Source organism: Nonomuraea fuscirosea (assembly GCF_003001935.1).
Taxonomy (GTDB): Bacteria; Actinomycetota; Actinomycetes; order Streptosporangiales; family Streptosporangiaceae; genus Nonomuraea; species Nonomuraea fuscirosea.
On record NZ_PVNG01000001.1, the window covers coordinates 637,490 to 660,059 of the forward strand.

Annotated in this window: 18 protein-coding genes and 1 pseudogene; 6 read left to right on the top strand and 13 right to left on the bottom strand. The window is 70.4% G+C overall.

What is annotated here, in order from left to right; translation table 11 throughout:
• Nucleotides 1-53: 53 nt before the first annotated feature.
• From B0I32_RS02820 to B0I32_RS02835, 4 genes are read right to left on the bottom strand one after another with little or no spacing between them, the layout of a single operon-like run.
• Nucleotides 54-641: a GTP-binding protein gene (locus B0I32_RS02820; protein WP_106234599.1), complete on the bottom strand. Its 588-nt coding sequence runs from the start codon at nt 639-641 to the stop codon at nt 54-56.
• On the bottom strand, nt 622-999 hold the full coding sequence (locus tag B0I32_RS02825) for a DUF742 domain-containing protein (RefSeq protein WP_106234600.1): 378 nt from the start codon (nt 997-999) through the stop codon (nt 622-624). Before B0I32_RS02825 ends, B0I32_RS02820 begins: the two co-directional genes overlap by 20 nt.
• The gene (locus B0I32_RS02830) at nt 996-1,415 is read right to left on the bottom strand and encodes a roadblock/LC7 domain-containing protein (protein WP_106234602.1); all 420 of its coding nucleotides are present in this window, start codon (nt 1,413-1,415) and stop codon (nt 996-998) included. Before B0I32_RS02830 ends, B0I32_RS02825 begins: the two co-directional genes overlap by 4 nt.
• Nucleotides 1,412-3,853 (bottom strand): sensor histidine kinase, encoded by a 2,442-nt coding sequence (locus B0I32_RS02835; RefSeq protein ID WP_106234603.1) that lies wholly within the window; start codon nt 3,851-3,853, stop codon nt 1,412-1,414. The genes B0I32_RS02830 and B0I32_RS02835 overlap by 4 nt, the downstream gene beginning before the upstream one ends.
• A gap of 278 nt (nt 3,854-4,131) precedes the next feature.
• On the opposite strand from B0I32_RS02835, the gene B0I32_RS02840 reads away from it, so the two are divergent.
• A complete protein-coding gene (locus B0I32_RS02840; protein ID WP_181306911.1) occupies nt 4,132-5,082 on the top strand; it encodes a terpene synthase family protein in 951 nt (316 codons plus the stop codon).
• Here B0I32_RS02840 and B0I32_RS02845 read toward each other — a convergent pair.
• Both B0I32_RS02845 and B0I32_RS02850 read right to left on the bottom strand, forming a co-directional pair.
• Nucleotides 5,070-6,629, bottom strand: coding sequence for a prenyltransferase/squalene oxidase repeat-containing protein (locus B0I32_RS02845; protein WP_245955512.1), 1,560 nt, complete (start codon nt 6,627-6,629; stop codon nt 5,070-5,072). The two genes, B0I32_RS02840 and B0I32_RS02845, sit on opposite strands and share 13 nt — an antisense overlap.
• Complete coding sequence (locus B0I32_RS02850; RefSeq protein WP_181306920.1) at nt 6,626-7,930, bottom strand: cytochrome P450; 1,305 nt, start codon at nt 7,928-7,930, stop codon at nt 6,626-6,628. Before B0I32_RS02850 ends, B0I32_RS02845 begins: the two co-directional genes overlap by 4 nt.
• A gap of 511 nt (nt 7,931-8,441) precedes the next feature.
• On the opposite strand from B0I32_RS02850, the gene B0I32_RS02855 reads away from it, so the two are divergent.
• Complete coding sequence (locus tag B0I32_RS02855; RefSeq protein WP_106234883.1) at nt 8,442-9,449, top strand: polyprenyl synthetase family protein; 1,008 nt, start codon at nt 8,442-8,444, stop codon at nt 9,447-9,449.
• 132 nt (nt 9,450-9,581) lie between these two features.
• On the top strand, nt 9,582-10,511 hold the full coding sequence (locus tag B0I32_RS02860) for an aldo/keto reductase (protein ID WP_106234608.1): 930 nt from the start codon (nt 9,582-9,584) through the stop codon (nt 10,509-10,511).
• Between the two features lie 198 nt (nt 10,512-10,709).
• Here B0I32_RS02860 and B0I32_RS02865 read toward each other — a convergent pair.
• Nucleotides 10,710-11,042 (bottom strand): annotated as a pseudogene (locus tag B0I32_RS02865) (STAS domain-containing protein); the annotation flags it as partial.
• A 145-nt stretch (nt 11,043-11,187) separates the two neighbouring features.
• Here B0I32_RS02865 and B0I32_RS02870 point away from each other — a divergent pair.
• Nucleotides 11,188-11,622 (top strand): helix-turn-helix domain-containing protein, encoded by a 435-nt coding sequence (locus B0I32_RS02870; RefSeq protein WP_106234611.1) that lies wholly within the window; start codon nt 11,188-11,190, stop codon nt 11,620-11,622.
• 928 nt (nt 11,623-12,550) lie between these two features.
• Here the strand turns inward: B0I32_RS02870 and B0I32_RS02875 are convergent.
• The 3 genes from B0I32_RS02875 to B0I32_RS02890 all read right to left on the bottom strand — a co-directional run bounded on the left by B0I32_RS02875 (nt 12,551) and on the right by B0I32_RS02890 (nt 16,525).
• On the bottom strand, nt 12,551-14,428 hold the full coding sequence (locus tag B0I32_RS02875) for a wax ester/triacylglycerol synthase domain-containing protein (protein ID WP_245955515.1): 1,878 nt from the start codon (nt 14,426-14,428) through the stop codon (nt 12,551-12,553).
• Between the two features lie 142 nt (nt 14,429-14,570).
• Nucleotides 14,571-15,617: a sulfite oxidase gene (locus B0I32_RS02885; RefSeq protein ID WP_106234613.1), complete on the bottom strand. Its 1,047-nt coding sequence runs from the start codon at nt 15,615-15,617 to the stop codon at nt 14,571-14,573.
• Between the two features lie 179 nt (nt 15,618-15,796).
• Nucleotides 15,797-16,525, bottom strand: coding sequence for a hypothetical protein (locus tag B0I32_RS02890; RefSeq protein ID WP_219911616.1), 729 nt, complete (start codon nt 16,523-16,525; stop codon nt 15,797-15,799).
• Nucleotides 16,526-16,685: 160 nt separating this feature from the next.
• Between B0I32_RS02890 and B0I32_RS02895 the strand changes: the two genes are divergently transcribed.
• On the top strand, nt 16,686-17,105 hold the full coding sequence (locus B0I32_RS02895) for a YkvA family protein (RefSeq protein WP_106234616.1): 420 nt from the start codon (nt 16,686-16,688) through the stop codon (nt 17,103-17,105).
• A 1,190-nt stretch (nt 17,106-18,295) separates the two neighbouring features.
• On the opposite strand, the gene polX is transcribed toward B0I32_RS02895, so the two are convergent.
• Together polX and B0I32_RS02910 are read right to left on the bottom strand one after the other, a co-directional pair.
• Nucleotides 18,296-19,975, bottom strand: a complete 1,680-nt coding sequence (gene polX, locus B0I32_RS02905; protein ID WP_106234620.1) for a DNA polymerase/3'-5' exonuclease PolX — start codon at nt 19,973-19,975, stop codon at nt 18,296-18,298.
• Nucleotides 19,976-20,026: 51 nt separating this feature from the next.
• Nucleotides 20,027-20,998, bottom strand: a complete 972-nt coding sequence (locus B0I32_RS02910) for an aldo/keto reductase (protein ID WP_106234621.1) — start codon at nt 20,996-20,998, stop codon at nt 20,027-20,029.
• A gap of 68 nt (nt 20,999-21,066) precedes the next feature.
• Between B0I32_RS02910 and B0I32_RS02915 the strand changes: the two genes are divergently transcribed.
• Nucleotides 21,067-21,555, top strand: coding sequence for a carboxymuconolactone decarboxylase family protein (locus tag B0I32_RS02915; RefSeq protein ID WP_106234887.1), 489 nt, complete (start codon nt 21,067-21,069; stop codon nt 21,553-21,555).
• Here B0I32_RS02915 and B0I32_RS02920 read toward each other — a convergent pair.
• On the bottom strand, nt 21,524-22,570 hold the full coding sequence (locus B0I32_RS02920) for a zinc-dependent alcohol dehydrogenase family protein (RefSeq protein ID WP_106234623.1): 1,047 nt from the start codon (nt 22,568-22,570) through the stop codon (nt 21,524-21,526). The two genes, B0I32_RS02915 and B0I32_RS02920, sit on opposite strands and share 32 nt — an antisense overlap.

A 22,570-nucleotide genomic window follows, 5' to 3' on the forward strand; every position in this document is an offset into this window, starting at 1 on the left:
CGTACGAAAGAGGTCTGGGAGCCTTCGCTGAGCGCTCCCAGACCTCTGGGCGGTCAGCTGCCGACCGGTTCGGCGCGCAGCCGCGCCGAGTGCTTGACCAGCGCGATCAGCACCTCACGGCTCGACTCGCGCTTCCTCGCGTCACACATGATGATCGGAACGGACGGGTTGAGCTGCAGCGCCAGGCGCACCTCGTCCAGCTCGAACGTCGGCGCCCCCTCGAAGCAGTTGACCGCCACCACGAACGGCGTCCCGCGCCGCTCGAAGTAGTCGACCGACGGGAAGCAGTCGGCCAGCCGCCGGGTGTCGGCCAGGATGACCGCGCCCAGGGAGCCCTCGGCCAGCTCGTCCCACACGAACCAGAAGCGTTCCTGCCCGGGCGTGCCGAACAGGTACAGGACGTAGTCGCTGCCCAGCGTGATGCGGCCGAAGTCCATCGCCACGGTGGTGGTCCGCTTGGCCTCGACGGACGTGAGGTCGTCCACGCCGATGCCGCGGTCGGTCAGCACCTCCTCGGTGCGCAGCGGCCGGGTCTCGGAGACGGCGCCCACCATGGTCGTCTTGCCCGCGCCGAACCCGCCCGCGACCAGGATCTTGATCGCCGTCGGCAGGCGCGGACGCTCAGAGCGAGCGAAGACCATCGAGCACCGCCCTGTACATCTTCATGTCGTGCATGTCCACCTCGGATCGTGGTTCCTGCGCGGAGACGAGTTCACGGTCGAACAGGTCGCCGAGCAGCACCCGGATCGTGCCGGCCGGCAGATCCAGGTAGGCGGCTATCTCGGCGACGGACTTGGGCTCGCGGCAGAGCTGGATGATCCGCAGGTGCTCCGGATCGAGCCCCGCGTCGGGCCCGGGGGGAGGGCCCACCGCCAGCGCCATGGAGATCAGGTCGAACCTGCCGTGGGCAGGCTGGGTACGGCCGCGCGTGACGACATAGGGCCGGATGATCTCCGGATCCACCCAGTGCTCGTCCGTGGGATCGTCGGTGCCTCTCACCGGTCGCTCCTGGCGATGGCCTCGGCGTTGCGGGCCCCCGAGGTCAGGTATTGGCCCACCCGGGCCACCAGCATCGCCATCTCGTACGCGACCAGCCCGATGTCGGCGTTCTGCGCGCACAGCACGGCCAGGCAGGCCCGCTCGCCCGCGGTGGTCACGATGAGGAACTGGTTCTTCCACTCGACGACCGTCTGCCGCACCTCGCCGCCGGAGATGTGGTCGGAGACTCCCTTGGCCAGGCTCTGCAGCCCGGAGGCCACGGCGGAAAGGTGCTCGCCGTCGGTCCGCTGCAGGCCGGCCGAGGAGGCCATGAGCAGCCCGTCCGACGACAGCACGATGGCGTGCTCGGTCTCCTTGATCCGGCCGACCAGGTCGTCGAGCAGCCAGTTGAGGTCGGTTCCCGTCGACGGGGTCATGCTTCACCTCCGGGCTGCTCGTCCATCATCTCGGCCGCGCGGGTGCGGCCGAGACGGGTGCCTGACTGCAGAGATCCCATCATCGCGCGGATCTCCTCCGGCGAGCGCTCGTCATCGTCCTCCTCGAGGTCGGGCTGCGTGGGTGTGTCGTCACGCAGCGCTGGCGCCAGGTTGGCCTGGGGCACGCGCAACGGTAGCCCCGATGGGGTGAACTCGGCCACAGGTTGCTGCTCCGGGTCGGCCGGCTTCTCGGTCGCCGTTTCTGGGGCGGGTGCGGGGGTGCCGGCGGGCGCGGGGGCCGGCTCCGGGGCCGGGGCCGGGGCCGGCTCCGGGTCGGGCACGGGGGTGGGACGCGACACGGGCCGGGGTTCCGGCCTGGTCGAGGGCCTGGTCCCGGGCCCGTTCTCCGGCGTGGCCGCGGGACGCGGGACGGCCGTGGGCCGGCCGGGCTTGAGCGTGCGCACGTTCTCGGCCGAGGCCGGCCGGCTCGCCGCCGCCACCGCCGGCTGCCTGCGCGGCAGCCGGTCGCGCCCTTCGCCGTCGTGCGGCTCGGGCGTGGGGTCGAGCTGGACGAGCTCCTGCGGCAGCAGGACGACGACCGTCGTGCCACCGTACGGGGACGACTTCAGCACGACCTGGATCTCGTGCCGCCTGGCGAGCTGGCTGACCACATAGAGGCCCAGCCGGGCGGTGCCGGTGATGCGGAACTCCGGCGGGTCCGCGATGCGCTCGTTGGCGGCCTCGAGGTCCTCGGGCTTCATGCCGAGGCCGCGGTCCTCGATCTCGATCACGTACCCGTTGGCCACGAGCTGCCCGCTGACCTGCACGTTCGTGTAAGGAGGCGAGAACGACACGGCGTTCTCGATCAGCTCGGCGAGCAGGTGGATGACGTCACCGACGGCCCGGCCGACGAGCACCACGTCGCCCATCGGCATGAGCGAGACCCGGGTGTAGTCCTCGACCTCGGCCAGCGCGCCGCGGACCACGTCCACCATGGGGACCGAGCGCCGCCACGTACGGGCGGGCGCGGAGCCGGACAGGACGATGAGGTTCTCCGCGTTGCGCCGCATCCGGATGGCCAGGTGGTCGAGCCGGAAGAGCTCCTTCAGCTCCTCGGGGTCGGTCTCGCGGCGCTCCATCACGTCGAGGACGGTCAGTTGGCGGTGCACCAGGCCCTGCGTCCTGCGGGCCAGGCTGAGCAGGATGTCGCGGATGCTGCGGCGCAGCTCGGCCTGCTCGGCGGCGACGCCGATGGCGGTGCGCTGGACCGTGTTGAACGCCTGGCCCACCTGGCCGATCTCGTCGTCACCGAAGTCGAGCGCGGGCGCCTCCTTGGCGACGTCGACCTCCTCGCCCTGGCCGATGCGCTCGACGATGCCGGGCAGGCGGTCGTCGGACAGCTCGTGGGCGGCGTCGCGCAGCTTCTGCAGCTGGGCGAACAGGGAGCGGGCCGTGGTGATGGAGAGCATGATCGAGGCGATGACCGCGAGCAGGCCGAGGCCGCCGGCCAGGACCAGCCGGACGATCACGTTGACGGCGACCGGCACCGTCCGGTCGACCACGCGGTCACCGGCGTCGAGCACCATCGTGTTGAAGTCGGTCAGGAAGCGCTCGGTGGCCGACCTCCACTCCGTGGCGGTGAACGGCAGGCTCAGGGCGCTCTGGTCGTAGGCCATGACCCGCTTCTCCAGGCCCTGCAGCCGGACGGCGGACTGCCCCTTGATCAGCTTGTCGTAGGCGGCCCGGTCGAAGTCGGGCAGGTCGGTCGCGGCCTGTTCGGCGGTGATCCGCCAGGAGCCCACCGCCTGGGAGAAGTCGGCCAGGGTGTCGGGGGTCAGCCGCCCGTCGGCGAGCGCGCCGGCCAGCAGCGCGTCCTCCCTGGTCAGCAGCTCTCTGGCGCGGCTCAGGGCGAGCAGCGAGCGGACGTCCTTGGCCAGTTCCTTGTCATCGAGCGTCGCCAGCGAGCCGTAGAGGCCGTAGATGGGGTCGATGACGTCGGCGTAGGCGTCGGACGTGCGCGTCTGGTCGAACCGCCCGGCGTCGATGCTCTTGCGGACGTCCTTCAGCGATTCCAGCCGCTTGAGCATCTCGGCCAGCCGCTCGTCGCCCTGGTCGTCCAGAGCGAGGTCCACCACGCTGGAAGCTGCCGACTCGCGGAAGGCCGCGTGGAAACGGTCGGTCTGCTTACGCTGAGTTTCCAGTTCTTTGCGAGATTGGGCGGTCTTCTCGCTCAGTCTCACCATCGAAATCCGGCGCTCTTTTTGCAGCGCGAAGAGCAATGGGTCGCTCGGGGCCGACACAGCGCTGTCGAGTTGGGAGACCCAGAGGAGGTTGACTCCCTCACGGAGGGTGACCCACGCGGCGAAGACCCACAAGGCCGCCAGGGAGAGCAGCATGGCCGTGATCTTGGTCCGCAGCCGCGTCTTGCGGAAGCGCATTATATCCACCCGGTGAAAGTCACATGTTGTACGCCAGTCACCTGACGTGCGGTGACGCTGGCCATCATATCGATCAAGGGACTCTAGCGCACCGGCAAAGTGCCTCTCAAGCAACAGTATTCACACTTGTCCGGCTATTGACACAATATAGTCAAATTCCCCCCAAAATGGGTCAGAAACGATATTGTGGGCAAGTGACCGACGCTGCCTCCGTTTATTTCCGCATCCACAATGACCTCGCTGACCAGCTCCTTCGGCAGTCACATCAACTGGCCGGCGTGCCACCGGAGGACCGTGGCGGCATCCTGCGAACGGCGCTCGACTCGGCCCCTGACGTGGCCCGCCTGCTGAGCCCGTACACCGCCCTTTTCGCGGACGGAGACAGTGCCGGCAGCCGGCTGGCCTTCAGCTGCCTGTCGGCCGCGGCCACGTTCCCGGGGGCGCGGCGCGAGCAGACGGCCGACCTCGGCGCCCTGAGCACGATCCTGTTCGGCGTCGACGACATCACCGACAACGTCGCGGGGGAGTGGACCGACCGGGACGTCACGGCCCTTTTCCGGCGGCTGTCCTCCGTCCTGACCGGTGAGCGAATCGAGGCGGGGCCGGGGACCCGGCCCATGGATCAGGCCCTGCACGCCTGGCAGACGTGGTGCGATCGCTTCCGCGGGTACGGCGCCGCCGCCGCGTACGCGCCGCTCCTGGCGGAGCAGCTGGAGCTCACCGGCGCCGCCATGGCGCAGGAACGCGTCTGGGCGACCGGCGGCGAGCCGTGGCCCACCTATGAGGAGTACCTGCCCAACGCCACCGTCACGTTCCTCTACCACACGTGGTGGCTGGCGGCGCTCGGGATCTGCGGCCCGAGCCCGGCCGACGCCGCCGTCTGGGATTCCGTCGGGGAGGTCACCGAGCTCGGGGCCGCCTGCCTGCGGCTGGCCAACGACGTCAGGACGTTCCAGCGGGAGCGGAGCGAGGGCAAGCCGAACGCGGTCCTCATCCTCGAACGCGCGGGCCTGCGTACCGAGGCGGCCGTCGAGCAGGTGTCGGCGCACATCCGCGAGCTCAACGCGGACTTCACCCGGGCGCTCACCGGCCTGCCCGCCGGCCTGGAGTGGGTCGCCGACGGGCAGCGCAGGTGCGTGTTCTTCAGCGGCGGCTGGTACATGGCCAGGGACACGCACGCGTACACCGTCCGTGACCTCGCCGCGGATGCGGACGCTCATCGCGGCTGAACCGCCCGTGCCCGCCGGACGAGGTACGACGACGCGATCACCGCAGCGCGGGCCACGGCGGTGGGCACGTACAGGTCCTTGTCGTGCCAGAGCGGCGGATGGTCGCCGCCGGCCCGGCCCGCCACGTGTGCGTGACCCCGGTCCGCCGCCTCAAGCCGCCGCGGGTCGCCGTGTCCCGTGGTCAGCAGCAGGATCTGGATCGCGTACGCGGTCTCCTCCGCCGTGCCCTCCCAGCGGCCCCACGAGCCGTCCTGCCGCTGGGTCCGCAGCGTCCACTCGGCCGCCGCGCGCACCGCGTCCCGCGCGGACTCCCCGCCGAAGGCGTCCAGCGCCAGCGCGCAGCTCACGGTGGCGTAGTACGGGGAGGCGTGCCACCGGTCCGTCCAGCTCCCGTCCGGCTGCTGGCGGTCGCGGATCCATCCGGCCAGTTCAGCGACGGCCTCGTCGTAACGCGGCGCGGCGGCGGGTACGCGGCGGACGTACTCGCCGAAGGCGTCCAGGATGTGCGCGTTCACACTGACCGAGACGCCCTGCTCGCCGGGCCAGGTGGAGAAGTGCGTGCCGGCGCGGAACCCCCACAGGCTGTCCGGCTCGTACGGCGCGTCCAGCAGCGCCAGCGCGTACAGCGCCACGGACGTCGTGTCGGCGTCCGCGGGCAGCCCGGGACCGGCGGGCGTGCCGGCCGGGCCGATCGCCGTCCTGATGTCGGCCACCATCTCCGGCGGCACCTCGATGTCCACGCCCGCGCGCAGCAGCCAGCTCAGCACCCAGCCGCGTTCGAACACGGTGATGGGCAGCCCCACGGGAACGGGCCCTCCGTACAGCCGGACCACCGCCTCCAGATGCCCGCGGGCCGGATCATGCGCGTCACGTTCCCCGTGTTCACCCAGCCAGGCGGCGGTCGCCGCGGGTGAGGCACCGACGCTGCCGATCGGCGTGGGCCGGATGCCGGGCGCTCCGGCGGCGGCGTCGGAGGCGATCTCCAGGGCGTGCAGCAGCTTCTCCGGCACCTCCATGCCGGACCTGACCCGCGACCTGACGACGTGGAGGGCGTCATAGCTCATGGCCGCGGGCAGCGGGATCGGCGCCTGACCGGGTAAGTCCTCGACGCGCTGGTTGATCCGGGCCACCAGCGAGGGGACGATGTGCTCGATCGCCGGCATGTCGGGCAGGTCGAGCGGGCCGCTCAGCCAGGTGGTGAGCACCCGCAGGCCGCGTTCCGCCGCGCCGGCCAGGCTCGCGCGATCGGTGTCCGGGTCCGCGCGCGTCAGCGCCGCCAGGATGCCCTCGGTGGCGCTCAGGGTCGGCACGACGCCGTACCCGTCGGGCGCGCCCCAGGCGCCGTCCTGCCGTTGCGTGCGGATCAGGTAGTCGATGCGTTCCCGGTGCCCGGTCAGCCAGGGGGCCAGGGACACGAGCCGGCCGGTCTCGTAGACCGAGGTCGAGACCTGGCCCCACGGCCGCAGCATGAGGCTCGTGACCAGTTCGCCCGCTTCCGCGGTGATGTCCGTTCCCGCGGTGGTGTCCGCGGCTTCGCCGATGCTCACGCGGCACGCGTCCGTCCGGCCGGGTGCAGCTGGAGGAACAGCTTCTGCTTGGGTCTCAGGGTGGCTCCCCCGGGTACGGGCTTCAGTTGCTGCGGATTGGCCACGACCGGCCGGAACCTGCTCATCACGTTCGCGATCACCAGGGACGCCTCGATGTAGAACAGGTGCTGGCCGAGGCAGACGTGCGGGCCCACGCCGAAGGGCACGAACGCGTAGCGGTGCGCCAGCGCGGCCTTCTCGTCGGCCCACCGCTCCGGGTCGAACTCCAGCGGCCGGGGCCAGAACTCCTCCAGCCGGTGGGTCGTGTACGGACTGATCAGCACCTGCGAGCCCGCCTTGATCGGCACGCCGCCGATCTCCGTGTCCGCCACCGTCTGGCGCGGGACGACCCAGGCGTTCGGATAGACGCGCAGCAGCTCCTGGAGCACCATGCGGAGGTAGGGCATCTGGGCGACGTGCGAAGGACGTACCGGATCGCCGCCCACCACCCGGTCGACCTCCTCCTGCAGCCGGTCGCGCACGCCGGGGTGGTCGTGCAGCACCTGCCACAGCCAGATGAGCGACATGGCCGTGGTCTCGGAGGCGGCGCCGTAGATGTTCACCAGGTCGTCGCGCACCTGCCGCAGGTCCGCCTCGCCCTCCTTCTCCAGCCTGGCCGCGAGCAGCGCAGAGACGACCTCCTTGCTCCGGGTCTTCTCGTGCCGTGCCTGCTCGATGAGGGGGTAGACGATCTCGTCGATCTTCTTCGCCGACCGCAGGAAGGCGCGGTCGCCGGGCACCCTGATCGAGTACGGGGCGAAGGGGAGCAGCATGCGGAAGCCGATCGAGGTCGCGCACGTGGCGAACTCGGGCGCCAGCCGTTCCGCGGTGTCACGGGAGATCCGGCCGCCGAACAGCACTTTGATCACGGTGTCGTTGACGATCGAGGTCATCTGGTGCTCAAGGTCGATCGGCCGCCCCGTGATCGAGAAGTCGTCCAGCTCGGAGATGCGCGCGGCGATGGTATCGGCCATGTCCTCGGCCAGCGAGGCGGTGTAGCGGGCGGTGAAGAGCGGCTGGAGGATCTTCCTCGCGGACGCCCAGCTCTCGCCCTCGCCGAGGATGCTGTGCCCGATCAGGCGCTGCAGCGGCCGCCAGAACACGCCCGCGCGGACGAAGTTGGTCCAGTCCGTCTTGAGCACCTGCTGCACGTGGTCGGGATGCGAGATGAGGTACGGGCGGAACGGCCCGAGGTGGAGCCGGACGACCCGCCCGGCGGCGTCGGTGCCCATCCTGGCCAGCTCGGTGACCGGGTCGCTCACGAGTCTGGGTATGGCGTGGTGGGTGGGAACGACATGAGGTCTGGTGGTGAGGGTTCCCTTGGCGTGCGGCATGACAGTGATCCCCGATCCGGATGCGATGGCACACGAGAGCCGAGCGGCGCCGGCGTCCGTGCTGCCTGCGTGTCTGATGGGTGAGAGGCGGCGTGTGATCAGATGGGAGGAAGTGCGAGTCGCGGGGCGGCTCGAGTGGCTGTGGCCGGCTCAGCGGGCGCCTTTGCGGACGCCCTGATCGCAGGAGCCCCGAACGCCACTTGTGATCCCTCCATCGCTTACGGTGCCCGTCTCACATCACGGACATCTCCTGACAAAAGTCAACCGTCTGGTGGAGTATCACATGCTTGTGCATGTAGATTCAAGATCGTACCCGGGGTAGGAGCGCCAGTTGAATCTCAGCCATCCGTTGAGCGGGGCCACGTTGGCCCGCTTTCGAGGCCTCCTCGACCCGGCCCTCAGGGACGCCGTCTCGGTGCTCGACCCCTGGGGGGAGCGCATGGCCGCGTTCGCTTTGGGCTGGTCAGACACGGACGGCGGCCCGCACGGCGGCGTCGGCGGGGGCTTTGGGGGCGTCGGCGGTGGCGCCGATAGAGCAACCGGTGGGGGAACAACGGACAGAGGAGCCGGTAGCGGAACCAACGGGATATCCAGGGGCGACGGCGGCAAGGGGGTGCGGCCCGCCCTCGCCCTGCTGAGCGCCGAGGCCGTCGGCGCTCCCGCCGAGTCAGCGCTGCCCGGCGCGGTGGCGGTGGAGCTGGTGCACGCCTTCTCCCTGGCGCACGACGACATCATCGACCGCGACGAGCTGCGCAGGCACCGCGCCGCCCTGTGGAAGGCGTACGGTGTGGGCCCGGCGCTGCTCACCGGTGACGCGCTGCTGGCCCTGGCCGTCAGCCAGCTGGCCGGCCGGCCGGAGGCGATGCCGTACCTGTCCGCCGCCCTGATCGAACTGGTCCAGGGGCAGAGCGCCGACATGGCGTTCGAGAACCGCCCGTGGAAGGGGCCGGGCGAGGTCGGCATAGACGAATACGCCGAGATGGCCGCGGGCAAGACCGGCAGCCTGCTGGGCGCGGCCGCCGCCGCCGGCGTCGCCCTCGGTGGGGCGCCGGAACTGGCCGACCCCATGTGGGCCATGGGCCGCGACCTCGGGGTGGCCTTCCAGATCGTGGACGACATGCTCGGCATCTGGGGCGACCCACGCGTGACGGGCAAACCCATCTACAGCGACCTGCGGCACGAGAAGAAGACGCTCCCCGTCCTGGCCGCCCTCGCCGACGGCGGTTCCGCCGCCCGCGAACTGTCCGCCCTCCTGGCGGCCGGAACGACGGACGAGGAGTCCGTACGACACGCCGCCCACCTCGTGGAGGAGGCGGGAGGCCGGGAGAAGTCCCAGGCCCTGGCCGACCGGTACGTGGAAACCGCGCTGAGCGTCATCGACGAACACCTCCCGTCCGCCACCGAACTCCGCACCCTGTGCAACTCCCTGGTCCACCGCGTCAACTGACACCCAGTCCCGCGGCGGGAAGGGTGCCACGTTCACCAGGGACAGGCCGTCGGCGACGACCGCGCTGACCAGGCATCCACATCAGCGGGGGCGCTTCCAGCCTCTCCGGCAGGGTGTGCGGATAATGGCGGGATGAGATCACTGGGCATTACCGGCCTGTCCGTTTTCCCGATATCGCTCGGCACCAATGTCTTCGGCTGGACCGCCGACAAGGAGACCTCGTTCGCCGTCCTCGACGCCTACGTCGAAGGTGGCGGCAACTTCCTCGACACGGCGGACGTCTACCCGTACTGGGCGACGGGGGAGTCGACCTCCGAGACGATCATCGGCGAGTGGCTGGCGGCGCGCCGCAACCGCGACTCCATCGTGCTGGCCACCAAGGTCGGCATGCTGGAGGGGCACAAGGGGCTGGCGCCGGCCACGATCAGGACGGCGGTCGAGGACTCGCTGCGGCGGCTGCGTACCGACTACATCGACCTCTACTGGGCACACGTGGACGACCGCGACACGCCGCTGGTGGAGACGCTGTCCACGTTCGACACGCTGATCCGTGAGGGCAAGGTGCGCTACGTGGGCGCCTCCAACTACGACGCGCCACGGCTGGCCGAGGCCCTCAAGACCTCCGATGAAGAGGGCCTGGCCCGCTATGTGGCGTTGCAGCAGCCGTACAACCTGGTCGAACGCGCCTACGAGGGCGACCTGCGTGCGGTCGTGGCCGCCGAGGGCCTGGCCAGCACGCCGTACTCCGGGCTGGCCCGCGGCTTCCTGACCGGCAAGTACACGCCGGGCGCGAACGTGGACAGCCCGCGAGCGGGAGCGGCGGCCCGCTACCTGGAGACCGAGCACGGCCCCAGGACGCTGCAGGCCCTCACCCGGGTCGCGCAGGAACGCGGGGCCGCGCCGGCCTCGGTGGCACTGGCCTGGCTCGCCGCCCAGCCGACGATCACGACACCGCTCGCGAGCGCACGCAACGTGGAGCAGCTGCGCCCACTGATGGAGGCGGCGGCGCTGACGCTGAGCGAAGAGGAACTCACCCTCCTCGACGAGGCATCCCGCCCCTGACACTCGTTCCGGTCGCGGGCGAACGCCTGCCGCCACCATCCGGAGCGTTGAGGACGTGGACGAACCGGTGTCACCGGCGTTGATGAGCCAGGCCGGCGGCCGTGAAGGTCAGGCGGTGGCGAGGCCGTGTTGGCGGCACCACTCGTCGACGCTGCCTGCCTCGCGCTCGGTGATCCGCGTCCAGTGCGCGTCGGCCGTGATCGCCTCCTGCACCGAGCTGTGGGAGGCGAACACCGCCGTGAGGCCGGTGATCTTGAAGATGCGGGAGATGCGGTCCGTGGTCATGACGAGCGACAGCGACCCGTCGTGCGTACGCAGCCGCTTGAGGCCGCCGACGAGAACCCCGAGGCCGGTCGAGTCGAGGAACTCCACCGCGCTGAGATCGGCGACGAGGTGCACGATGCCCTTGCCCGCCAGGTCCACCACCTGCTCGCGCAGCTTGGGAGCAGTGAACACGTCGACCTCGCCGGCGATCTTGAGCACGGCGCAGTCGCCGACCGGTCCGACCACCTCGATGACGATGTCCTGCATGTCTCGCCTCACCATCAGTCGTGTCATTGACTACATTGACGGGGAACTCTGTAGATTTACAGTACTGTCGCGAGCGCCCTTCCGTCAATGACCGGCTGTCGGTGTCATCGTGCAGAATGACAGGCAGGCGTGAAGGGGCGTGGGGATGCGGGTAGAAGAGGCGATCGGGCGGCAGCTCGCACGGCTGCGGGCGGAACGCCGGATGTCGCTGACCGAGCTGGGGGAGGCGCTGGGCCGCTACCTGGACAGGCCGTGGAGCCGCCAGGCCGTTCACCAGGCCGAGCGTGGGCAACGGGCCTTCACGGCGGCCGAGCTGACCGCCCTCGCCCTGGTCCTCGACACCTCGGTCCAGGTGCTGTTCCGTGCCGAGGACGACGGCATCGAACTGCCCGGCGGCGCCGTCTCCCGCGAGGACTACCGGGGGATCCTGCTGAGCAGAGAGCCGGACATGCCGCTCGACGGGGTGGAGGAGCTGATCATCGCCCTGCATGACATCGGCGAAGTCCTCTCCCGCCCCGCCCTGGCCCGCCTCGCCCGAATCGGCCGCGTAGCCGACCAGGTAGCCGGCCCAGAACACTAACCCGCCGCCTGGCCGGATGACTCGGTCCGGGCGGATAACCCGGTCCTGCTTGGTGTCTGGTCTGGCGTGGTGTCTGGGTCTGGCGTGGGGGTCTCGGCTGGACTTGGTGTCCGGGCCGGGCATGATGTCTCGGCTGGGCCTAATGTCCGGGCTTGGCCTGGCGTCTCGGCCGGGCTTAGTATCTGCGCCCGATTTGGCGTCTGGGCGCGGCCTGGCGTATGGCTCGGCTTGGGGTCTGGCCCGGCTTGGCGTCTGGCCCGGTCTGGTATCTCGGTCGGGCCTGGCTTCTCCCATTGACCCCCATATCCCGCCCTCGTTCGACCTTCCGCCCTGTCGCCTGAGGTTCCGCTTCCGTCGACGTCCTATCCCGATATCCGGCTCTTCTCCGGTGTCTGGCCTTCTTCTCCCGCTCCCGCTCCCGCTCCCGCTCCCGCTCCCGCTCCCGCTCCCGCTCCCGCTCCCGCTCCCGCTCCCGCTCCCGCTTCCCGCTCATGCTCCCTGCTCCCTGCTCCCTGCTTCCCGCTCCTGCTCTCGCCCGAGCTCCTGCTCCCGCCCGCGCTCCCGCTCTCGCCCTCGCCCGTGTTTCTGCTCTTCCCTGGGGTTCCAGTGCGGGGCCTCCCAGGCCAGGCCCCGCTCAGAACAGTGCGAGCCTCCTGCAGACCAGGTTGGCCTAGTTCAGCTGAAGAGCGCGAACCCGGTTGCGGCGTTCGCTGTGGGCGGGGGCGTCAGCGGGAACGCTCGGTGGTAGGGGAGCCAGGTTGGAAGGTGGCGGTGGTCGGGAGGCTGGCCGGGGTGGTCGCCCGTGGCCTCGGACGTCGGCCGGGGTGGTCGCCCGTGACCTCAGATGCTGGCCTGGTTGGTTGCCCGTGGCCTCAGAGGCGGCGTTCTACCGCGATCCTGTGCCGTCGTTCTGCATCACCGCCAGGACCTATGCCGGTTGACCGGTTACCAGCTCGGCCTCGGCGCCGTTGCGGAACTCGTCGTCCACTTGGTCGTCCAGGAGTTCGTCGAGCGCCGTACGCAGGTGGGCCAGCAGGCTCCACACGTCGTTCACGCGTTCGGGGCAGGCCACGATGCCGAAGTCGAGCATGCCGTCGTACGAGAAGCAGGTGATGTTGAGGCCGCCGCTCATGTCGGTCAGCACCGACAGGGGATAGTAGGACAGGACCCGGCCGCCGCACAGATAGAGCGGGAACTGCGGGCCGGGGACGTTGCTGATGATGAGGTTGATCGGTGGGAACGCCATCCCGGCCAGCCGGAAGATCGCCGGTGTGGCCAGGCTGGTGACCGGGGCGGGCAGCATCGAGCACAGTTCGCTCAGCCAGGTCGCCGGAGCCCGGGCGAACCGCCGTTTGGCTTGGCTCATGGCGTTTCCGACGGCCTGCAACCGCTCTCTGGCGTCGGCGACGTTCGTGGGCAGGGGTGTCACCATCGCGGAGATCTGGTTGCCGACCAGGTCCTTCGCCTCGGCCCGTCGTACCGCCACCGGGACGGCCACGATCAGCGGCGCCTCGGGCAGCGCGTTCCGTTCGCGCAGCCACGAGCGCAGGGCCGACGTGCACAACGTCATGACGACGTCGTTGACGCTGACGCCGTTGGCCTTGGCGACGTTCTTGACGTCCTTGAGCGACAGCGAGCCGAAGGAGAGGTGGCGGCGGGCGCTGATGGGGCCGTTGAACGGGGTCCGCGGGACGGCGAGGCTGGGCAGGCCGGGACGGTGATGCCCGTCGCCGGACACCACCCGCGCGGCCTTGGCGATCAGCTTCGCGCCGGGCAGGCCCGCGACCACGGGGATGGCGTCCATATCCTCCGCCGCCCTGACAGCCGACTGGAGGGCGCGTACGGGATGGGTCACGCCACGGACGGCGGCTCCGGCCAGCATGCGGATCATCCCCGGCGTATCGTCATCCGGCGCCGGAGAGCCGGGCATCGCCCCGCCACTCGCGTGCTCGGTTTCGGCGGGCGCAGGGCTAGGCATCGACCCGTCGGCCGCGTCCTTCGTCTCGGCGGGCGCAGGGCCAGGCATCGACCCGTCGGCCGCGTCCTTCGTCTCGGCGGGCGTAGGACCGGGCATCGACCCGTCGGCCGCGTGCTCCGTCTTGGTGGGCGTAGGGCTGGGCTTCGATCCGTCGGCCGTGGCGGGCGCGGAGCGGGGCTTCGACTTGCTGACCGCGTGCCCCGTCTCGGTGGGTGTGGGGGCAGGCATCGAGTCGTCGGCCGCGTCTTCCGTCTCGGTGGGTGCGGTGGCGAGGGGTGTGGGACGTGCCCCGGTGGGGGGTTTGGCGGTGGTGGGGGTTGTTGTCGTGGGGATGCGTCTGCGGGTGAGGTGGCCGTCGGGGGTCAGGTCGAGGAGAGTGGCCAGGGTTTCGGCGCCTGAGACGCCGTCGATGGCGGCGTGGTGCACCTTGGTGTAGACGGCCACCTTTCCGTCGGTCAGGCCGGTGATCAGGTGCATCTCCCACAGTGGATGCGCACGGTCGAGACGGCGGGCGTGGAGTTGGGCCACGGTCTCGGCGAGTTGCCAGTCGTCACCAGGCTCGGGCAGCTCCGTCTCGAACAGGTGGTTGGCGATGTCGAAGTCGGGATCGGCCGCCCAGTACGGGTGGTCGAGACCCAGCGGCACCTCCACCAGGCGCAGGCTGAGTGCGGGGGAGAGGTGGAGGCGATCCAGCAGCAGCTCCGCCAGGGCGGCTCTGCTGACCGAGCCGTCCGCCGAGTCGAGCAGCGCGAGACCGGCCACGTGTGCGGCGGTCGTGGTCGTCTCGACATTGAGGAACTGGGCGTCGAGTGCGGTCAGCTGGCGCATCGGCTCTCCTTTTCCCTTGGTGTGGGCAGCTTCACACGAGGGGATTTCCGGAAGGTTTCTGCGCGAGTCTTTCAGATGAATTCAGATGTGCCGAACCCGCCTTTCGAGAATCGCCTGCTCAGCTTGGATGGGTGACAATTTCCTATCCATTGACGACGTGAATGGGATGTTGGACAACGGCGTCGAAGTGATAGCCGAACGGATGTCGCGGGATGGTGAGGGGCTGGGTGGCGCCCGTCTCGTCGGTGGCGCGCGCCATGAGCAGCCGCGTGCCCGTGCGCTGCGGAGCCCATTCGATGTGCCAGGGCAGCCAGGCGCTGACCAGGTGTTGTCCGTGGTGCTCCGCCTGGCGCCAGGTCAGTCCGCCGTCGAGACTGACCTCCACCCGGACGATCCGGCCGTGTCCCGACCAGGAGCGGCCGCGCAGGACGCGCGGGCTCCCGAGGGGCACGCGCGCATTCCATTCGAGCTCGAATGCGCTCTTCACCGGCTGCGTGGTGACGTCCCGGTAAAAGACCGTGTTCCACGGCGTGAAGAGCTCTGTTGTTGAAATTTCTATGTCGCCGAGCCATTTTATCGACGCTATTCCCACCCATCCCGGCACCACCAGCCGCACCGGAAATCCATGGTCGGGCGGCAGCGGTCCGCCGTTCATCTCATAGGCGACGAGCACGTCGTCCATGGCCTTGTCGACGGGCAGCGGCCTGCGTACGTGCCCGTGGTCCTCGAACGGCGCGTCGAGCCCGGTGGGCAGCACGTCGACCGCGCCCGGCAGCACGCCCACCTCGTTGAGGAGATGGCGTAGCGGTACGCCCCGCCACCGCGCGACCCCGATCGCCCCGAGCCCCCACTGCGTGCCGGGCGCTCCGTCGTGCTGCTGCGTCCGGTAGAAACGCCGCCCGTTGCCCGCGCACTCGATCGCCACGTCGTACGTGCGCGACGGCATCGCCCGCAACTCGTCGTAGCTGAACTCACGCGGCCGGCGCACGCCCGCCCCGTGGACGTTCAGCCGCCAGGTGGTGGCGTCGATGAGCGGGGTGAAGGTGTGATTGCGCACGAAGAAGCGGTCGTTCGGGGTGTGGTACCCGAGCCCCGCCATGGACTCCCAGCGCATCTCCGCGCTGTTGCCGTGCACCCGGAACAGGTGGTCGGGCAGCGGCTTGGCGATCGCCGCCGTGGCTTGCTTCATGAGAGCATCACCTCGTTATGCCTATTTCCTACCTGGAAACCATTTAATCTCCTCGCCCTGTCTGGTGGCGACCCCATTGCCGAAACCTGTCTCAGCTGTACGGGAACGTTCCAGTCTCTGCCTCGCAGCATCTACCCGGCTCCGGGCCCGAGCCAACCCGCCCACGGTCGCCGGCGGGGTCAGGCCGGGTGCGCGGATAAGGGGAACGGGCGGCCGGTGTTGAGATCGTCGATCAGCGCGAGGAGGCCGGTGCGGCCGTCGTTGGCCGCCAGCCACCGGCTCACCTGGCAGGCGGATTTCGCGTACGTCGTCACGTCCTTGGACGCGGCGTTCAGCCACTCGTCGAGGGTCGCGGGCAGCGGCCCCGACGGTGTCACCAGGCAGCGGTCCGCGGCCGTCTTCGGCGCGAGGTAGCGGGGATCGTCGGCGACCACCACCGCGAGGCCCTCGTCGAACCACTGCGGCACCCCGGCTCCGGACGTGAGCCGGGTGTGCAGCTCGACGTGGGACATCTCGTGCGCGGCGATCACCGGATCGATGCCCCTGGGGGAGAGCATCACCGACCTGTTGAGCACCGCTATGCCGCGTTCCTTGCCGCCGCCGATGCGCTCGTAGCAGCGCTCGGTCAGGCAGGCCAGAACGGTCGGGGAGCTTCGCCGGGTGCCGTAGAAGTCGTGGACGAGGCGGCGGGCCTGCCGGACCGTCTGTCTCACCCGCTCCTGTTGGGCGCCGGACAGGCCGTCCTCGGTGTGGACGGACTCCTCCAGCTCCGTCAGGCCGTAGCAGCCGGGGCAGAACGTCGAACCCAGGGACGGGTAGGCCAGGGCCACCCCGGCGCCGGCGGCCACCAGCAACGCTGTCAGAATCGCGAGCAGCCGCGCCCACAGCTTGTGCGACTTCTTCCGCATGGGCTGCATCTTCCTCGGGGTCTCCTTGGGTGGGGGAGTGGTGGGAACACTCTTTCGTATGGCGGGGCTGGGCGCATCAGCCCACGGGTTGTCATGCTGGCGGTTGACGAGCGACCCCTGTCTCTGGGGCGTCGAAGCTGCTGTTTGCGCGAGGAGGAACGTGATCGGGACGTGGTGGGAGCTGGTGATCGGCGCGGCGGTCGCGGTGATCGCGACGTGGGCGGCGCTGGTGGTCGCGCTCGTCGTCGTACGGCCCCGTGGCGGCCTGTTGCGGGAGTCGCTGCGGCTTCTGCCCGACATGTTGCGGCTCGTCCGGCGGCTGGCCGCCGATCGGGACCTGCCTCGCGGCGTACGGGTCCGGCTGTGGCTGCTGCTGGCCTACCTCGCCTTTCCGATCGACCTGATCCCGGACTTCATCCCCGTCCTCGGGTACGCCGACGACGCCATCGTGGTCGCCGCGGTGCTGCGGTCGGTGGTGCGGAGGGCGGGGCCGGCGGTGGTGGAACGTCATTGGCCGGGGAGCGCGGACGGGCTCGCGGCCCTGGTACGGCTCACGGGCCTGCACAAACGCCTCCCGTAGCGGCACCGGGCGTCCCGGCGGCTCACTCCTCCATGGCTGGGCAAAATGTTGACTTCTGTGGCATTAAGTCGCTGGTGAGGTGAAGGAGATCCGTTCGGACGGAGATCCGTTCGGACCCGCGTCCGTCGGAAGGGGATCGCCGCATGAGAGCCGCCGCCACCCATGTCGTCGTCGGAGCCGCGCTCGCCCTCACCCCCATCACCTCAGCGCGTACGGCGACCGCGAGTGCCACCATGGGCTCGCCGAACACGGTCAGCCCGTCGGCACACCTCGCCGCCCGGACGGGGATGGCGGATCTCGCCGCGTATGCCTGGACGGGGAGCGTGACCGCGGGGGTGCTGGCGGAGGGGACGGTCGGGCTCCATGGGCTTGCTCGGCCCGGCTGGACGGTGGGGCTTGTGGGGCTTGCTCGGCCCGGCGGGACGTGGGGGCTCGTGGGGCTTGCTCGGCCCGCCTGGTCGGAGGGCGTGACCGCTGGGGAGACGGCGGAGGCCGGGCCGGAGGAGACGGTGGGGCGCGGTGGGCTTGCTCGACCGGTCTGGATGGCGGGGCTTGGTAGGCTCACTCGCTCTGTCGGAACGGCGAAACTTTCGGGCCTCGCCTGGCCCGCCTCAGGGGGATACAGCCATGGATCTCCCACCTGCCGCTACGTGTCGGCGACGGACAAATCGGCACCTGTCAGGAAGGGGCCGGGCAAGAAGTACCGGAAGCGCGCCGAGCTGGCCCCCTCGAAGGAGCCCGTCCGTGCCACCTGCGCCGCCAGGGGACGTGGTCGCGACCACTGGGTACGGCTCAAGGAAGGCGAGCACGAAGGCCTCTGGGTCTGGCGCGACCGCCTCCACCCCTGGAGCGGCTGAACCAGCACGCCCGCCACCACCCGGCGGCTCCTGAGGCGGAGGACGTCAATGCGGGAGAGGGCCCCGCGACTGACGCCACCGCCCGGTGAGCGGCGACGGCCGTCAACAGTCCAGAGGCCCCTACGACAGAGCACACTCGAGAGGGCCCCTACAACGGAGGACGGTCGAGAGGCCCCGCGACGGACGCCACCGCCCGATGAGCTGCGACGGCCGTCAACAGTCCAGAGGCCCACGACGAAGGACGGTCTAGAGGCTCCCACGACGGACGTCAGCGACGGGAGAAGTCCCTCATGATCGGACATCAGTGACGGAGAGGCCCCTGGCCGCAGGGCGTCAGCGGCCGAAGAAGGCGAGTAGGCGCTCCAGTGGCCAGGTGTTGATCACGTCGTCCGTGGTCAGCCAGGCCCGTTGCGCGATCCCCACCCCGTACCGCTGGTTCGCCAGGTGCGGGATCGCGTGGGAGTCGCTGTCGATCGAGAACTTCACCCCATGGTGCCTGGCCAGCCGCACCAGGTCGGCGGGCAGGTCGGAGCGGTCGGGGTAGGAGTCGATCTCCATGGCGGTGCCGGTCCTGGCGGCGGCGCGGAAGACGGCCTCCCAGTCGGCGTCCACCGGCTCGCGCTTGCCGATCTTGCGGGTGGTGGGGTGGCCGATGATGTCGACGTACGGGTTTTCGCAGGCGGCGATGAAGCGGCGGGTCATCTCGTCGCGCGGCATGCCGAAGTGGGAGTGGACCGAGGCCACGCACACGTCGAACTCCCGCAGGATCTCGCCCGGCCAGTCGACCGAGCCGTCGGGGGCGATGTTGAGCTCGCTGCCGTGCAGCAGGCGCATGCCGGGATAGCGCGCCTGCAGCTCGGCCACCCTGGCCCGCTGCTCCAGCGCCTTGTCCAGGGTCATCCGCTGCATGGCCAGGTCGGGAGCGTGGTCGGTGACCGCGTAGTAGGAGTAGCCGCGGGCGTGACCGGCGGCGACCATGTCCTCCAGTGTGGCGATGCCGTCGGTCAGGTCGGTGTGGGTGTGCAGGTCGCCCTTGAGGTCGGCCAGCTCCACCAGCACGGGCAGCTCGCCGGCCAGCGCCGCCTTGACCTCGCCGCCGTCCTCGCGCATCGGCGGCGGCACGAACCGCATGCCGAGCGCCTCGTAGATGTCCTCCTCGGACTCGGCGGCGATCACCCGGTCGCCCTCGAAGAGCCCGTACTCGGACAGTTTCCAGCCCTTCTTGACCGCCATCTCCCTGATGGCGACGTTGTGCTCCTTGGAGCCGGTGAAGTACTGCATGGCCGCGCCCCACGAACCGGCGGGCACCACGCGCAGGTCGACCTGGATGCCGGACGTGGTGCGGATCGAGGTCTTCTTGTCGCCGGAGGCGATGACCTCGGCGACGTAGGGCTGGGCGCGGAAGTCGTCCATGATGGACTCGGGCGCCACGGCGAGGATGTCGATGTCGCCGATGGTGTCCTTCATCCGCCGCAGCGAGCCCGCGTACGCGATGCGCTCGGCCTTCAGCGACCCCATCACCTGCTCGGCCAGCGACATGGCGACGCCGATGTGCACCCGGCGCCCCGACTGCTCCAGCTGCTCGATGCCCTTGAGCAGGTTGGCCAGGGTCTTCGGGCCGAGGCCCTTGACCCCGTCGAGGCGGCCGGAGGTGATCGCCTCGCTCAGCGCCGCGGACGAGTCGATGCCGTAGTCCTCGAACAGCATGATGGCCGTCTTGGGGCCGAGCGAGGGCACCCTGGTAAGCCGCCGCACCCCGTCGGGCACGCGGCCGCGCAGGTCGTCGAGCTGGCGGAAGCTCCCGCGCTGCAGGAACTCCTCCATCTTCTTGGCGATCGCCTCGCCCACCCCTGGGACGCCGCGTACGTCGACGACCGAGATGTCGTCGGGGAACCCGGCGATCGCCTTGGCCGCCTTCTGGTAGCTCCGCACCCGGAAGGCGTCGCCGCCGCAGAGCGCGAACAGCTCCGCGTATTCCTGCAGCGCCGCCGCCGCCTCCTCATTTGCCCGCATGACCCATACCTTAGGGTCCCGGTCCGACAAATAGTCCCTGACGGGCCCGGGTCAGAAGCGCACCTCGCGGGCCCGGTACGGCGCCTCCAGGAAGGAGATCTCCTCCTGCGACAGCGACACGGAGACGGCCGCCACCGCGTCGTCCACGTGCCGTTCCTTCGTGGCCCCCACGATCGGCGCCGTGATGCCGGGCCGCCCCAGCACCCAGGCCAGTGCGATCTGGGCGGCGGGCAGGTCCCGGCCGGCGGCCACCTCGGCGACGCGGTCCACGATCTGCTTGTCGTTCTCCGGGTCGTACAGGTAGTCGATGCGCCCGTCCGACCCCGTCCTGACCGTCGTGGCGGAGGAGCTGCCCGCCCTGGCGAGCACGCCGCGCGCCAGCGGGCTCCACGGGATCACGCCCACGCCCTGGTCGGCGCAGAGGGGCAGCATCTCGCGCTCCTCCTCGCGGTAGAGCAGGTTGTAGTGGGGCTGCATCGAGACGAATCTGGTCCAGCCGTTGACCTGGGCCACGTGCTGCGCCTTGGCGAACTGCCAGCCCCACATGCTCGAAGCGCCCAGGTAGCGGGCCTTGCCGGCCCTGACCACGTCGTGCAGCGCCTCCATGGTCTCCTCGATGGGCGTGTCGTCGTCCCAGCGGTGGATCTGGTAGAGGTCCACGTAGTCGGTGCCCAGCCGCTCGAGCGAGGCGTCGATGGCCGCGTGGATGTGCTTGCGCGACAGCCCCCGGTCGTTGGCGCCCCGGCCCATCGGGAAGTACACCTTGGTGGCCAGCACGTAGTCCTCGCGGCGCGGGAAGATCGCGCGCAACACCTCGCCGGTCACGACCTCGCTCGCGCCCGCGCTGTAGACGTCGGCGGTGTCGAAGAACGTCACGCCGGCCTCGGCCGCCCTGCGGACGAGGGGCTCGGCGTCCTGCCGGGGCAGCGCCCAGTCCTGTTTCGCGGGGTCGCCGTAGCTCATCATGCCGAGGCAGATCCGCGAGACCTTCAAACCTGTGTCACCGAGTCGCGTGTCATCCATGGTGCACACCTTATGAGGATGAATCCGGCGGCTGGCCGGGGGCGTCCGCACGGGAGATGCTGGCGACCATGAAGCCCCGCGTGCGGCCCCTTCCCCAAGGGGAATGGGACGACTTCACGAAGTCCAGCCCGTACAACGTGTTCGCCACCCTGGCCAGGCACCCGCTCCTGTACGAAGCCTGGCGGCGCTTCGACGCCGCCCTCCAGGACGGCACGCTGCCGGCCCGCGACCGCGCGCTGGCCACCCTGCGCACGGCGCACCACTCCGGCAGCGCGTACGAGTGGGCCCGCCAGGCCAGGCGGGCCCGCGAGAAGGGCCTGCCGGCCCAGGAGATCGAGCTGGTACGCGCGCCCGACGCGCTGTGGTCGGTCGAGGACCAGCTCGTGCTCCAGGTGGCCGACGACCTGCACTACGCAGGCGACCTGACCGACGCGACGTGGGCGGCGCTGTGCGACCGCTACGACGAGGCGGGCCGGATCGAGCTGGTGCTGCTGGTGGCCCACCACGCCGCACTGGCGCTGGTGGTCAGGACGCTCCGGGTGCGGACCGAGGAGTGATCATCGTGACGCCCGGCACCGAGCCGATCGAGGCCAGGGCCTTGCCGGCGTCGGCGAGCCCGATCGTGCGGGTGACGAGCTGGTCGGGGTGGAGGATGCCGGCTCTGATCAGCTCCAGCATCGGCGGGTAGGCGTGCGCGGCCATGCCGTGGCTGCCCAGCAGCCGCAGCTCGTGGCCGATCACTCGTTCCATCGGCACCGGTGTCGCGCCGCCGGGCAGCAGCCCGACCTGTACGTGCCGGCCCCGGCGGCGCAGGCTCTCGACGGAGGCCGCGCAGGTCTGCGGGCTGCCCAGCGCGTCGATCGACACGTGGGCACCGCCCCTGGTCAGCTCTCTGACCTGGGCGGCGGCGTCGCCGGCCGAGCCGTTGACGAAGTGGGTGGCGCCGGCCAGCTCGGCCAGGTGGAGCGCGTCGGTGCTGATGTCGACCGCGACCACCCGCGCGCCGGCCGCCGTGGCGATCATGACCGCCGACAGGCCCACGCCGCCGCAGCCGTGCACGGCCACCCATTCGCCGGGCCGCACCTCGCCCACCTGCGCCACGGCGCGGAAGGCGGTGGCGAAGCGGCAGCCGAGCCCGGCGGCGGTGGCGTACGCCATGTCCTCGGGGACGGCGATCAGGTTGACGTCGGCGTGGTCGATGGCGACGTACTCGGCGAAGGAGCCCCAGTGGGTGAAGCCGGGCTGCGTCTGCCGCTCGCACACCTGCTGCTCGCCGGTAGCGCAGGAGGCACAGGTGCCGCAGGCGCAGATGAACGGCACCGTCACGCGCGCCCCCGGCAGCCACCCGCGCACGTCGGAGCCGACCGCCTCGACCACGCCGGCCAGCTCGTGCCCGGGAACGTGCGGCAGGACCTTGATGTCGGAGTCGTGGCCCTGCCAGCCGTGCCAGTCGGAGCGGCACAAACCGGTCGCCTCGACTCTGATCACCGCCCCGTGCGCGGACGGGGAAGGGTCGGGCAGCTCGCGCACGTCGAGCTCTCCACCGAAGATGTCAAAGGCAACCGCTCGCAT

Excerpts from the sequence above, each read along its gene's own strand:
- B0I32_RS02885 (WP_106234613.1), bottom strand. The coding sequence starts at position 15,617 with ATGAAGCAAGCCACGGCGGCGATCGCCAAGCCGCTGCCCGACCACCTG.
- B0I32_RS02860 (WP_106234608.1), top strand. The coding sequence starts at position 9,582 with ATGAGATCACTGGGCATTACCGGCCTGTCCGTTTTCCCGATATCGCTC.
- B0I32_RS02875 (WP_245955515.1), bottom strand. The coding sequence starts at position 14,428 with ATGCGCCAGCTGACCGCACTCGACGCCCAGTTCCTCAATGTCGAGACG.
- B0I32_RS02835 (WP_106234603.1), bottom strand. The coding sequence starts at position 3,853 with ATGCGCTTCCGCAAGACGCGGCTGCGGACCAAGATCACGGCCATGCTG.
- B0I32_RS02870 (WP_106234611.1), top strand. The coding sequence starts at position 11,188 with ATGCGGGTAGAAGAGGCGATCGGGCGGCAGCTCGCACGGCTGCGGGCG.
- B0I32_RS02820 (WP_106234599.1), bottom strand. The coding sequence starts at position 641 with ATGGTCTTCGCTCGCTCTGAGCGTCCGCGCCTGCCGACGGCGATCAAG.
- B0I32_RS02910 (WP_106234621.1), bottom strand. The coding sequence starts at position 20,998 with ATGGATGACACGCGACTCGGTGACACAGGTTTGAAGGTCTCGCGGATC.
- B0I32_RS02855 (WP_106234883.1), top strand. The coding sequence starts at position 8,442 with ATGGCCGCGTTCGCTTTGGGCTGGTCAGACACGGACGGCGGCCCGCAC.
- polX (WP_106234620.1), bottom strand. The coding sequence starts at position 19,975 with ATGCGGGCAAATGAGGAGGCGGCGGCGGCGCTGCAGGAATACGCGGAG.
- B0I32_RS02915 (WP_106234887.1), top strand. The coding sequence starts at position 21,067 with ATGAAGCCCCGCGTGCGGCCCCTTCCCCAAGGGGAATGGGACGACTTC.
- B0I32_RS02920 (WP_106234623.1), bottom strand. The coding sequence starts at position 22,570 with ATGCGAGCGGTTGCCTTTGACATCTTCGGTGGAGAGCTCGACGTGCGC.
- B0I32_RS02830 (WP_106234602.1), bottom strand. The coding sequence starts at position 1,415 with ATGACCCCGTCGACGGGAACCGACCTCAACTGGCTGCTCGACGACCTG.
- B0I32_RS02890 (WP_219911616.1), bottom strand. The coding sequence starts at position 16,525 with ATGCGGAAGAAGTCGCACAAGCTGTGGGCGCGGCTGCTCGCGATTCTG.